The sequence below is a fragment of the Pantoea cypripedii genome, from assembly GCF_002095535.1.
In the GTDB taxonomy this organism is placed as follows: domain Bacteria; phylum Pseudomonadota; class Gammaproteobacteria; order Enterobacterales; family Enterobacteriaceae; genus Pantoea; species Pantoea cypripedii.
This window is the reverse complement of the sequence record NZ_MLJI01000001.1, coordinates 2,577,993-2,590,428: the sequence shown is the minus strand read 5'-3', so window position 1 is coordinate 2,590,428 and position 12,436 is coordinate 2,577,993. Positions and strand designations below refer to the sequence as shown.

At 53.2% G+C, this 12,436-nt stretch carries 12 protein-coding genes; 9 read left to right on the top strand and 3 right to left on the bottom strand.

Annotated features, from left to right (window positions below):
- The first annotated feature begins 70 nt into the window (after positions 1–70).
- From HA50_RS31540 to ybiX, 3 genes are all read left to right on the top strand, one after another.
- Positions 71–238: a hypothetical protein gene (locus HA50_RS31540; protein ID WP_167379247.1), complete on the top strand. Its 168-nt coding sequence runs from the start codon at positions 71–73 to the stop codon at positions 236–238.
- Between the two features lie 412 nt (positions 239–650).
- On the top strand, positions 651–2,930 hold the full coding sequence (locus HA50_RS11985; protein ID WP_084875685.1) for a catecholate siderophore receptor Fiu: 2,280 nt from the start codon (positions 651–653) through the stop codon (positions 2,928–2,930).
- Between the two features lie 50 nt (positions 2,931–2,980).
- Positions 2,981–3,658, top strand: a complete 678-nt coding sequence (ybiX, locus tag HA50_RS11980) for a PKHD-type hydroxylase YbiX (RefSeq protein WP_084875683.1) — start codon at positions 2,981–2,983, stop codon at positions 3,656–3,658.
- A gap of 9 nt (positions 3,659–3,667) precedes the next feature.
- On the opposite strand, the gene HA50_RS11975 is transcribed toward ybiX, so the two are convergent.
- Both HA50_RS11975 and HA50_RS11970 read right to left on the bottom strand, forming a co-directional pair.
- The gene (locus HA50_RS11975; RefSeq protein WP_084875681.1) at positions 3,668–4,483 is read right to left on the bottom strand and encodes a lysozyme inhibitor LprI family protein; all 816 of its coding nucleotides are present in this window, start codon (positions 4,481–4,483) and stop codon (positions 3,668–3,670) included.
- Positions 4,484–4,551: 68 nt separating this feature from the next.
- A complete protein-coding gene (locus HA50_RS11970) occupies positions 4,552–5,226 on the bottom strand; it encodes a helix-turn-helix transcriptional regulator (RefSeq protein ID WP_084875679.1) in 675 nt (224 codons plus the stop codon).
- A gap of 219 nt (positions 5,227–5,445) precedes the next feature.
- On the opposite strand from HA50_RS11970, the gene HA50_RS11965 reads away from it, so the two are divergent.
- Both HA50_RS11965 and HA50_RS11960 read left to right on the top strand, forming a co-directional pair.
- Positions 5,446–5,841, top strand: coding sequence for a RidA family protein (locus HA50_RS11965; protein ID WP_084875677.1), 396 nt, complete (start codon positions 5,446–5,448; stop codon positions 5,839–5,841).
- A gap of 1 nt (position 5,842) precedes the next feature.
- Positions 5,843–6,748 carry a pyridoxal-phosphate dependent enzyme gene (locus HA50_RS11960; RefSeq protein WP_084875675.1) on the top strand — a complete coding sequence of 302 codons (906 nt, stop codon included), beginning with the start codon at positions 5,843–5,845 and terminating at the stop codon, positions 6,746–6,748.
- Here the strand turns inward: HA50_RS11960 and HA50_RS11955 are convergent, their stop codons facing one another.
- On the bottom strand, positions 6,749–7,636 hold the full coding sequence (locus HA50_RS11955) for a LysR substrate-binding domain-containing protein (RefSeq protein WP_084875673.1): 888 nt from the start codon (positions 7,634–7,636) through the stop codon (positions 6,749–6,751).
- Positions 7,637–7,848: 212 nt separating this feature from the next.
- Between HA50_RS11955 and HA50_RS11950 the strand changes: the two genes are divergently transcribed.
- The 4 genes from HA50_RS11950 (at position 7,849) to HA50_RS11935 (ending at position 12,331) form a co-directional block, all read left to right on the top strand.
- The gene (locus HA50_RS11950; protein ID WP_084875671.1) at positions 7,849–9,360 is read left to right on the top strand and encodes a UbiD family decarboxylase; all 1,512 of its coding nucleotides are present in this window, start codon (positions 7,849–7,851) and stop codon (positions 9,358–9,360) included.
- Entirely contained in the window at positions 9,345–9,965 is a 621-nt protein-coding gene (locus tag HA50_RS11945) for a UbiX family flavin prenyltransferase (RefSeq protein WP_084875669.1), read from the top strand. Before HA50_RS11950 ends, HA50_RS11945 begins: the two co-directional genes overlap by 16 nt.
- The gene (locus HA50_RS11940) at positions 9,962–10,681 is read left to right on the top strand and encodes a DUF554 domain-containing protein (RefSeq protein WP_084875667.1); all 720 of its coding nucleotides are present in this window, start codon (positions 9,962–9,964) and stop codon (positions 10,679–10,681) included. The genes HA50_RS11945 and HA50_RS11940 overlap by 4 nt, the downstream gene beginning before the upstream one ends.
- A gap of 195 nt (positions 10,682–10,876) precedes the next feature.
- A complete protein-coding gene (locus HA50_RS11935) occupies positions 10,877–12,331 on the top strand; it encodes a NosD domain-containing protein (RefSeq protein WP_244193573.1) in 1,455 nt (484 codons plus the stop codon).
- The last annotated feature ends 105 nt before the right edge of the window (positions 12,332–12,436 follow it).

Genomic DNA, 12,436 nt, shown 5'->3' with positions numbered 1-12,436 from the left:
GAACTAATTGTTTTGGTTATAAGCCGGGGTGCGCTTTACTGACATGGTCAATCATTTCTGAGAACAGCCGATGAAAAAGTTACTACAGCAGTGGTTTAATCGCCTTGTCCAGCCGCAGAGCGGCGCGGTGGAACAGCGTGACATCGATGTCGCGAAACATATTGAGCTGCTTATCCCCATCAGCCAGCTGTATGGCATTGAATTCCATCCCTCGGTGTATCGTTACTATGAAAGATGAACGATTCCATCTGGTGATGCGCTACAGCTACTGGAATGAGCTGTGCGCGCTGGCAGCAGCATAATTGCACTCCGTAGTGAATTATTGCACCGGGTGGTAGTGGCGTGATTTATCACGCAGGGTTTACCGGCACCGTGCACAGAATGGCGCGATTTATCGCGCTTTTTTTATGCGCTCAATCTGACGATTTTCTGCACATTGTTTAAATAATTCTTACAAACCCTCCTTGATTCGTTCAACTGTATTGATTGTGTAATAAATGCGTAAAGAAATGTTTTTCTTTACCGTTGCGCTCGTGTAAAAATACGAAAGTAAATGATAACCATTCTTTTTATCATTTAAGGGGTCAGGTCATTTCCCCTGTGGCCTGATGTGCGCGTCAATAACAACAATCAAACCCACACTTTTAAAAATGGATAAAAATCGCAACTTGCCGTTTGGCAGCTTTAACTCGCTGACCTTGTTCACCGGGCTGTGCATCGGTATCTCTCCAGCGGCAGCGCTGGCGGCAGACAATACCGGCAAAAAAACCGACGATACCCTGGTCGTGGAAGCGCAGACCCCTTCGCTTTATTCACCAGGCGTTTCCGCCGATCCGAAATTCACCCAACCGCTGGTAGATACCACGCGTACCATCACGGTGATCCCTGACCAGGTGATTAAGGATCAGGGTGTTAATAACCTCACCGATGCGCTGAAAAACGTACCGGGAGTGGGGGCGTTTTATGCCGGGGAAAACGGCAGCTCGTCCACCGGGGATGCGGTGTATATGCGTGGTATCGATACCTCGAACAGTATTTATGTTGATGGCATTCGCGATATCGGTAGCGTGACGCGCGATACCTTCAACACTGAGCAGGTCGAGGTGATCAAAGGTCCGTCAGGGACCGACTATGGTCGCAGCGCACCCTCTGGTTCCATTAATATGATCAGCAAACAGCCACGCCTGGATACCGGTCTTGATGCCTCGGTCAGCGTTGGTAGCGCCTGGATGCGTCGCGGGACACTGGATTACAACCAGGCCATCAGCGATAACGCCGCTTTCCGGCTTAATCTGATGGGAGAAAAAACCCACGATGCCGGACGCGATAATATTCAGAATGAACGTTATGGCGTGGCACCGTCGCTGGCGTTTGGGCTCGATACCTCAACCCGCCTGTACCTCAATTACCTGCATGTGCACCAGAACAACACCCCGGATGGCGGCATTCCGACTATCGGCCTGCCGGGTTACTCCTCACCCACCGCCGCAACCTCCGCGCTGAATAATTCCGGTAAGGTGGCGACCAGCAACTACTACGGCACCGATTCGGATTTCGACAAATCCACTACCGATACCGCCACGATTCGTTTTGAACATGATCTGTCGGATAACACCACCATCCGTAACACCACGCGCTGGTCGCGGGTGAAGCAGGAGTATCTGCTGACGGCGGTGATGGGCAGCACCATCGGCATGCCAAACCCGAATGATGTCGGCACCTGGACCTGGACGCGTAACGTCAACCTGAAGGATGTCAGCAATCGCATCCTGACTAACCAGACCAATATCACCTCGAAGTTTTATACCGGTTCGGTCGGGCATGATGTCAGTGCCGGGGTGGAGTTCACCCGTGAAAATCAGACCAACTATGGGGTGAGCCCCATTACCGCGCCTGCGGTCAATATCTATCATCCGATCAGCAGCATTTCGCTGGGAGGCCTGAATCGCAACGGTGCCAACGCCAATGGCCAGACCGACACCTTTGGCATCTACGCCTTCGATACCCTGGCGATCACCAAAAACTTCGAGCTGAACGGCGGTATTCGTCTCGACAACTATCACACTGATTACGACAGCGCCACCGCCTGTGGCGGCACCGGTCGCGGTGCGCTGGCCTGTCCGGCTGGGGTGGCAACTGGTACGCCGGTCACCACGGTGGATACGGCGAAATCGGGTAACCTGGTGAACTGGAAAGCGGGTGCGTTGTATCGTCTGACTGAACACGGCAACGTCTATGTTAACTACGCCATCTCCCAGCAACCGCCGGGTGGCAGCAGCTTTGCACTGGCCGCCGGTGGCAGCGGCAATAGCGCCAACCGTACCGATTTCAAACCACAAAAAGCCAAATCCAGCGAAGTGGGAACCAAGTGGGAAGTGCTGGATAAACGCCTGCTGCTGAATGCGGCGCTGTTCCGCACTGATATTGAAAACGAAGTGGCGGAAAATGATGACGGTACTTATTCGCAATACGGTAAGAAACGCGTAGAGGGTTATGAGCTGTCGGCCACCGGTAATATCACGCCAGACTGGCAAATCATTGCCGGATTTACCCAGCAACATGCCTCAGTCACCGAAGGTGACAGCGTAGCCCAGGACGGTTCTTCTGCGCTGGCGTATACGCCGAAGCATGCCTTTACGCTGTGGACCAACTATCAGGCGACGGATGCGTTGTCTGTCGGTGCCGGTGCGCGTTATGTTGGCAGCCTGCGCCGTGGCAGTGATGGTGCGGTGGGTACGCCGGATCATACCGAGGGTTACTGGGTAGCTGATGCGAAGCTGGGATATAAGGTGAACAACAACCTTGATCTGCAACTTAACGTCTACAACCTGTTTGACACCAACTATGTTGCCTCGATCAACAAGAGTGGTTACCGCTACCATCCGGGTGAACCGCGGACCTTCCTGTTGACCGCCAACGTCCATTTCTAAGTGCTTAATGTGGGGCCACTGTGCCCCATTTTTTCAGAGAGAATAACGCGATGATGTATCACATTCCTGCCGTGCTGACGCCGGAAGAGGTCACCAGTTTTGGTTCCCTGCTGCAACAGGCCGAGTGGGTCGATGGCCGGGTGACCGTCGGCAGCCAGGGGGCCACGGTAAAAAACAACCAGCAAATCGATACCCGTACGCCGTTGTACGATCGTTTGCAGGCGGCGGTGTTGCAGGCGCTGAACAACAACCCGCTGTTCTTTTCCGCTGCGCTGCCGCGCACCATTTCCACGCCGCTGTTTAATCGCTATGAACAGGGAGAAACCTACGGTTTTCATGTGGACGGCGCAGTACGCCACAATGGTGCGGCGGGCTGGATGCGCACCGATCTCTCCGCCACGTTATTCCTGTGCGAACCGGACAGCTATGACGGCGGTGAGCTGGTGATTGAAGACACCTACGGCCAGCACAAGGTCAAACTCCCGGCCGGGCATCTGGTGCTGTATCCCTCCAGCAGTCTGCACTGCGTCACACCGGTGACGCGCGGTGCGCGCGTGGCATCCTTCCTGTGGATTCAGTCGATGGTGCGCGATGACAAACAGCGCGCCATGCTGTTTGAGCTGGATCGTAATATTCAGAGCCTGAAAGCACGGCACGGCGACAGCGAAGAGCTGCTGTCGCTGCTGAATATGTATCACAATTTGCTGCGTGGCTGGACCGAGGTGTAAAGCTGCACGTCAGTGGTCAAGCTCGCATGCCTTCCTGACGTTGATGCCCTTGATAACACCGGTGAAAATCAGATGAAACTCATCGAATTGCTTGGTAGTGATAGTCTGGTTATCGGCAGAGCGAAATTCCTTCAGCACAAAAGAAGGAACATTACGCTTTGGATCTTTAGGCTGATGCTTAATCTGCACCAAAGAGAAATGTTGATTCAGCATATCGATACTATCGGTTCCCACCTGGAGAGAAACCAGCGTGTAGGCGGTACCGTTGGCCGGGTCCGGGATATTATCGAAGCCGCATTGGTAGGTGCCGGTCACGATAATCACCGCATCGGGTGGCAGGATGTAGGTAATATTGGCGCGGCGAGGCGGATTATAGGGTTCCGGCGTGGTGGAGCCCTGATAATAGATATAATGAGCCTTGGTGAGCGGTTGTTGCGACACGGGCATGACAGCAGTTGCTGCGGGAACATCCGCGACCGGCGCTTTGGCTGCTACCGCAGGAGAAGTCGCCGAGGTGCTGAGTGCCGCGATACGTTGCTGGTAGTCCGCCTGCAATTGGTTCGCTTCGGTACCGTGACTGCGCAGTTGTTTCAGCCAGTCACGTTGCGATTGTTTTAACTGCGCCGCATCGTTGCCGCTAAGGCCAGACATCTTGTTGCGATAAGCGGCGGCTAAGGTTTCATCCAATGCCGAGAGCTGTGGATTCTGGCAAATCAGTTTTTCCTGCGCAGTGCTGGCGCGGGTGCAGTCAAAAGAGGCCGCCATCGCCGGAGCAGTTGCGCCGAGTAACAGCATGGAAGCCAGGATATTGCGTTGGAGAGACATCATTATTCCCTGATTGATGGATTCTCTCCGTTATATCGGCGGCAGGCAGGCAAACTTTACTTCAGGCGTTACGCACTCTTCTTTTTGATTTCATCCAGATAGTTGTAAATGGTGTAGCGGGTGACACCGAGCACTTTAGCCGCCTTTTCCACACCACCGCGCACAATAAACATTCCCTTGTTCTGCATCTGCCGCACGATTTCAACTTTCTCTTTTTTACTGGTGCCGGTTCTGAGCTGCCCGGTTGGAGGGATACAGCTGCGGATGATCTCATCCATCTTTTCTTCCAGCCCGGCTTCGCCCTCATCTTTGCTGCTGCTCTGCGGAAGGAGCATAGCCAGCGCATCGCGCGCCGCCTCTATCGCATGATTGTCAGCGTTGAAACACAGCGCCAGTGCGGGTTTGCCGTTTTCATCTTTAAACAATGCGGTTGAACTCCGCAGCGGGGTGCCCTGCAAACTTGCGGTCGGGTAATTGGGAAAAACTGCGGGTTCAGTGCTGGACGGCAGGGCATCCAGATTCAGCAGGCCGAGAAATCCGCGATCATTCTCCGGGCCATCCAGCAGGGAACTGCCGGGCTTTCTGCCGGAGACATGACCATTGATGATTTTTACCACGGAGGATTCAGGCTGGGTGAGATCGTGAAGTACCACCTCAACATGATGACCTGAGACCGAAGCAAAGGCATCCATAACTGCACTCAGTTGCTGTATCAGGCGTGATTTTTCGTGATCGTCTGTCATGCGCCAAACTCATGGTGTAAGAGCAAATTTTGCCTGCGAGTATAAACAATTTGTTGAAATATAAACATGAGTGCTGTAGCGGCGCGATTTATCGCGCAAGGGCTTGCGCGATAAATCGCGCCGCTACGGCTTTTGCGATAGATTCAACTGAATGTTGATATTTCAACTTTTCGTTGTTATTTTAGGTTATCCACTTAGCCTGTGCATTCGGGGGGAATCATGAATCAGGCAGTTAAAAATTATGCCAGCAACCTGCCGTTTCCTTTTGCGGCGGCGACTGAAACCAACGGTGTGCTTTATCTTTCCGGCCAGGTGTCGATGACGGCACATGCAGAGCCGCTGTACGGCGATATTGCCACGCAGACCGCCAATATTCTTGCCAGTATCCGGCACACATTGGTAGCGCTGGGATCCAGTCTGGAGAGTATTTTTAAGGTTACGGTCTGGTTGTCAGACATGAAGCATTTCGCTGAATTTAATCAGGAATATGCAAAGTGGTTCGAGCATGGTTATCCAGCCCGTTCGGTGGTCAGCAGCAAGCTGGCTTTTGATCTGGATGTAGAAATCGAAGTGCAGGCCGTCGCCCAAAAAACCTTAGCAGAACAGGTGAGTTAACATGCCATTACACCTCAACACGCCATTGTTGAATTCCCGCCCTCTGAGCCAGCTTACCGGCAGCCAGGTCTGGTTAAAGATGGATGCGCTGCAACCCTCGGGTTCATTTAAGATCAGAGGAGTGGGTCTGGCTTGTCATCACTATGTTCAGCAGGGCGCGCGTCGTTTTATCTCGTCCTCCGGCGGTAATGCCGGGCTGGCGGTGGCGTACGCAGGCCGAACTCTGGGCATCCCGGTGACGGTTATCGTGCCGGAGTCCACCCCCATCCGCGCCAGAGAACTGCTCAGGCTGGAACAGGCCGAGGTGATCGTCCATGGCGTGTCCTGGCAGGAAGCGAACCAGTATGCGCAATCGTTGTTAAGCGCAACCGATGCCTTTATTCATCCTTTTGATGATCCGTTGCTGTGGCAGGGACATGCCTCGCTGGTCGATGAGGTAGTGGCTGCCGGTGTGCACCCCGATGCGGTGGTGCTGTCGGTGGGTGGAGGTGGTTTGTTATCCGGTGTTATTGCGGGCTTACAGCGCAACGGTTTGCCGGATGTGCCGGTGATTGCGGTGGAAACGGCAGGTGCAGCATCGTTTCACGCGGCCATCAGGGCAGGGCACGCGGTTGAAATCGACCGCATCAACACGGTTGCCACCAGCCTCGGCGCGAAAAAGGTCTGCGACCAGGCAGTAAAACTTGCCGGGGAGCATCCGGTGATCAGCGAAGTGGTGACAGATGAAGAGGCATTGCGTGCCTGTCGCCTGTTTATCGATGACCATCGGGTGCTAACCGAACCTGCCTGTGGGGCGAGCCTGGCCTGTTTATACCAGCAAAAAGCGGTGATGCAGCCTTATCGCAACCCGCTGGTGGTGGTGTGTGGCGGCGCAACGCTGTCGCTTGAACAATTGCTGAATGCCTGACTACTGCGTCAGCTCGCGGGCAAACTGGATAAAATCATGTAATGCCTTATTTTTTATCTCCTGCTGCCAGCTCATGGTCAGCGTGGAGGTGGCGTGCTGATCCTGCAAAAAGCAGTAGCTGACGTCCGGTATCATCACCGAACGCTGGGTCTCAGGTACCAGCGTCACCCCCATTCCCATCGAAACCAGACCAATGGCCACCGAGACATCACGGGTCGGCTGGATTTTTTGCGGCACAAATCCTGCCTGCTGGCAGGCGTTCAGTGCCGACCAGCCCAGCCCGACGCCTGGCGGGTCTTCCTGCATCAAAAACGGTTCAGTAGCAAGTTGCGCTAACGCAATACGCGGCTGGCAGGCCAGCGCATGGCTGCGCGGCAGCACCGCAATCAGCGGGCGGGTGGCAAGATCGAGATAGGCCAGATGATCATATCGTGGCACCGGTGAACGAACCAACGCGACATCTATTTGATTAGTTAACAAAAGTGTAAGTTGTTCGTGAACATTACGTTCTTCAATCACGATATCGATGTCCGGTTTCCGCTTACGATAACCATTAATTAACAGTGTGAGCGCCGGATCGAGGATGGAAGACCCAACGTAACCGAGCTTGATCTGCCCACGATAACCCAGGCGCAGGCTGCGGGCATTGTCGCGAAACTTAACGTAGTGACTTGATGCAATGCGCGCTTCTTCCACCAGCTGTTCGCCTTCAAAAGTCAGCGCCACATGCCGCCTGTCACGGGTGAATAGCTCGAATTCCAGCTCCTTTTCCAGCGCCTTAATGTATTGACTTAACGCCGGTTGGGCGATGTTGAGGCGCAGTGCCGCCTTGCCAAAATGCAGCTCCTCCGCCAGTACCACGAATGCGTGTAAATGCCGGTAATCCATCGGTTCTCTCCTGATTTTTCCTGATAATAACTCCTTATCAAAACCGCCGGTATTATTATTGGACTCTTATCACCGATCCTCTAAAACTGTGGGGGCAACGACGGGAGGTGCCGGTTCTATGCCACTGAATTCACTCCTGTTGTTCTCAAGGTGTGCCTGCGTTTGTCTGCGCCGCTGCATCACCGATTACCACGACTAAGAGGGACATTGAGATGTCTGTTAAGCAAACGAAAGTCACCGATTTGCGTTCCGCACTGGAAGTGTTAAGCCAGTACGATGATGAATTGATCTACACCGATGAACCAGTAGACCCGATTGCGGAGTTATCCGGGGTTTACCGCTATGTTGGTGCGCACGGTACCGTGAAACGCCCAACGCAAATCGGTCCGGCTATGATTTTCAACAAAATCAAAGGCTATAACGATATGCGGGTGCTGATTGGCCTGCTTTCTTCACGTAAACGTGTGGCACGCCTGTTTGGTACCACGCCGGAAAACCTGGCGTTTATGTTGAAAGATTCCGTTGCTAACCCGATCGCGCCGATTGTCATCCCACGCGAACAGGCAGCCTGCCAGGAAGTGGTTCATCTGGCCACCGATCCGAATTTCGATATCCTGAAAATTCTGCCTGCGCCGACCAATACCCCGGAAGATGCCGGTCCCTATTTCACTCTGGGTATGTGTTATGCCGCCGACCCTGAAACCGGCGAGCACGACGTCACCATTCACCGTTTATGCGTGCAGAGCAAAGACGAAATCTCGATGTATTTCGTGCCGGGCCGCCATCTGGATACCTTCCGTCAGAAAGCGGAAGCCGCCGGTAAACCGCTGCCGATTTCTATCAGCATCGGTGTCGATCCAGCGATTGAGATTGGTGCCTGCTTTGAGCCGCCAACAACGCCGCTGGGCTTTGATGAGCTGTCCATCGCCGGTAGCCTGCGCAACCAGGCGGTTGAATTAACCGAATGTGTGACCGTAAATGCACGCGCCATTGCCAATGCTGAAGTGGTGATTGAAGGCGAATTGCTGCCAGGCGTGCGGGTACGTGAAGACCAGAACACCAACTCCGGCAAAGCGATGCCTGAATTCCCCGGTTATACCGGTGCAGCCCAGGCCGAAGTTCCGGTGATTAAAGTGAAAGCTATCACCCATCGTCGTTCTCCGATTCTGCAAACCTGTATCGGCCCAAGCGATGAACACACCAACATGGCCGGTATCCCGACCGAAGCCAGTATCCTGCAAATGGTTGAACGCGCGCTGCCTGGTTTTGTGCAGACCGTGCATTGCCCGACTCCGGGTACCGGCAAATATCTGGCGGTGTTGCAGGTGAAAAAACGCACTCCGGCTGATGAAGGACGTCAGCGCCAGGCGGCTCTGCTGGCTTTCTCTGCCTTCTCCGAACTGAAACATGTGATGCTGGTGGATGAAGACGTGGATGTGTTCGATATCAACGACGTCGTCTGGGCGATGACCACCCGCTACCAGGGCGATGTGGATACCGTGTTTATCCCTGGCGTACGCTGCCATCCGCTCGATCCGTCTTCCGATCCGGCTTACAGCCCATCGGTACGCGATCACGGTATTGCCTGCAAAACGATTTTTGACTGCACCGTGCCTTATCACCTGAAAGCCAATTTCCACCGCAGCGAATTTCTCGAAGTGGATGTAAATCGCTTTATCCCAGGTTTTAACAAAAATAAGGAGGCAGCATGTCAGGGTCTGTAGTTCGTAACAGTGGTAAACCTCGGGTGATTGTGGGCATTAGCGGTGCCTCCGGTTTTTCTTATGGCGTACAGGCATTGCGCTATTTACGTCAGCTGGATGTGGAGAGCCATCTGGTGATCTCTCCGGCGGGGCATCTTAATCGTGAACATGAAACCGACCTCAGCGCAGAGGATGTGGCGGAGTTAGCCGATGTGGTTTATCCCATCCGTGCCGTAGGGGCGGCGATCGCCAGCGGTTCATTCCGCACCCTCGGCATGCTGGTGGCGCCCTGTTCGATGCATACCCTGGCGGCTATCGCCAACGGCCTGACCGACAATCTGCTGACGCGTGCTGCTGATGTGGTATTAAAAGAGCGGCGCAGGCTGGTCCTGATGGTGCGGGAAACCCCGCTCCATCTGGGACATATCCGCAATATGCAACAGGCGACCGAATCCGGCGCGATTGTTTTCCCGCCGGTGCCTGCGCTCTATGCCAGGCCGCAAAGTGTGGAAGAGATTATTGCGCATAGCGTTGCACGCGCTCTGGGGCTGATGGATCTGGATTGTGCCGATCTGCCGCGCTGGGGAGAAGACGTGACTTTAATGACCAGGAGTAATAAATCGTGATTATTGGACCCTATATCAATGGCTCTGCCGTCCTGATTGGCGGCATTGTCGGTGCGCTGCTCAGTTCGCGCTTGCCCGAGCGTATCAGAACCTCCATGCCGCTGATCTTCGGCGCAGCCTCAATGTGTATGGGGATTGTGCTGGTGGTGAAAGTCAGCCATATGCCGGTGATGGTGCTATCGGTAATCCTTGGCGCACTGCTCGGTGAGTTGTGTTATCTCGAAAAAGGCATCGGTAAGCTGGGCAGCAAGGCACGTGGGCTGGTGGAGATGTTTGTCAGTTCAGGTGCGCAGGATCAGGAATCGCAGGAGCAATTTCTGCAAAGCTATGTGGCGATTATCGTGCTGTTTTGCGCCAGCGGCACCGGGATATTTGGTTCAATGCACGAAGGCATGACCGGCGATACCAGCGTCCTGATTGCGAAATCGTTCCTTGATCTGTTCACTGCGGCGATCTTTGCCACGTCACTGGGTTTTGCCGTGGCAGTGGTGGCGGTGCCACAGTTAATTATTCAGTTGCTGCTGGCTTATGGCGCGGTATTTATTTTACCGCTGACCACCCCAGCGATGCAGGCGGACTTCTCAGCGGTAGGCGGCGTATTAATGTTCGCTACTGGCTTCCGTATTTGCGGCATTAAAATCTTCCCGGTGGCAAATATGTTACCTGCGCTGGTTTTAGCCATGCCGATTTCGTCGTTGTGGACCAGTTTCTTTTAATCAGGGAGGGTAAATAACAGGTTAAGAATGAGATGCAATTGTTATAAATCCAGGGGCCGGAAACGGATGCTTCACTTTCCGGCATCTTAAGCAAGATCGGAATTTATCATGATTAAAAATAAAATTACTTGCGCAATAGCTTTGCTATTGCCATTGGCATCATACGCAGCGGATAACGCAACACAGGGTCTTGAAGTGCTACAGGTGACTTCTCCGGCTGACGATGGCAGCAATGGTACGCTGCGTTGGGCACTGGAAAAGAATAATCAAAATCCTGGTCATTATCGCATCGAATTACATTCCACTAACAACCAGCCACTGATTATTAAACCCAATAAACCGCTGCCGGAAATTAAAGGACCGGTGGATATTATTAACAGCGATTTCCTCAAAAATGGCAGCTATGTGGCTATTGACGGCTCGGGTTACATTAAAGGCGTCGATCCGCGATCCTGTCCGGGAGCCGTCAGCGGCCAGTATGGTGCGAATGTCCGTACCACCACCATGCCGGGTCTGGTGCTGCGCGATACTCATGATGTCACCCTGCAAGGGGTAGAGGTGCGTAATTTCTGTATCGGCATCCTGATCAATCGCGCCAAAAATAACGTCATTGAAGATAACCGTATTGTCGGTAACCACGGCGGTGCCGGTATTATGATGACCGGCGATGATGGTAAAGGCAACTCCACGGCAACCACCACCGAACGTAATAAAATTATCCGCAATACCTTTATTAACAATGGCGATGCAATGGAAGCCACCCGTGGCGCTTCATTCAATCTGATTGCGGATAACTTTGTCACCACGGATAGCGTACACAATCAGGAACCGTCGCAGGGCCTGGAAATGTTATGGGGTAATGACAACGAAGTGATTCATAACCACTTTGAAAATTATTCCGACGGGGTCCAGCTGAACTGGGGTAATCGTAACTATATTGCTGATAATACCTTCACCAATCTTTCTTCCGCAGTCACCTTAAGTGGTACCGGCAATGTGGTGGCGGGGAATATTATGACCGGTAACCGCGTGGCCGTATCTGTTCGTCCGCAGGGTGCGCCGGGTAAAGATGGCAGCTTTGGTATTAACCGTATTACCGGACCTGCGGTAAACCGGATCACTGAAAATATTATGGTCGACAACGGTAAAGAAATTAAACGTTGCTTTGCCGGTGGTAGTTGCCTGCCGGGTTATGCCGGAGCGATTGTATTTAATGTGCCCGGTCTGGAACATGCGGCCTTTATCGGTAATCGTGGTGGTGGTATCAGCGATGACACCAGCAAACTGGAAAAAATCTGCGCTATTGATGGCAACGTTGCCGGTTGTGAACCGACTCCGAATAAAGACCAGCACGCCCCGGCTATTACCCGTGTCGTCCGTAACCAGAACACGCTGACCGTAGACGGTAATGTGAAAGGTGAAGCCAATACCGAATACCGTATTGAGTTCTTCTCCAACAGCAAGCCGACCATGGATGAAGCTGAACATTTCCTTGGTTATGAAATGGTGGCAATTAATGCGCAAGGCAATGGCACCATTCACTATCAGACTCCGCTAAGCGCTGATTTGCAGGTTGCGAATGTAACCTCGACAGCCACCACCAATGACGGAGCAACTTCACCTTTAAGTAAGCCAGCCCCGATGCAATAACTCTTTCCTGGATAAGCCTCGACATCGCATTACCTGACAGCATTCACCTGAAATTAAAAAAATAATCCGACCGGAAAGAGACGGCATTCGTGCCGCTCTCATCCT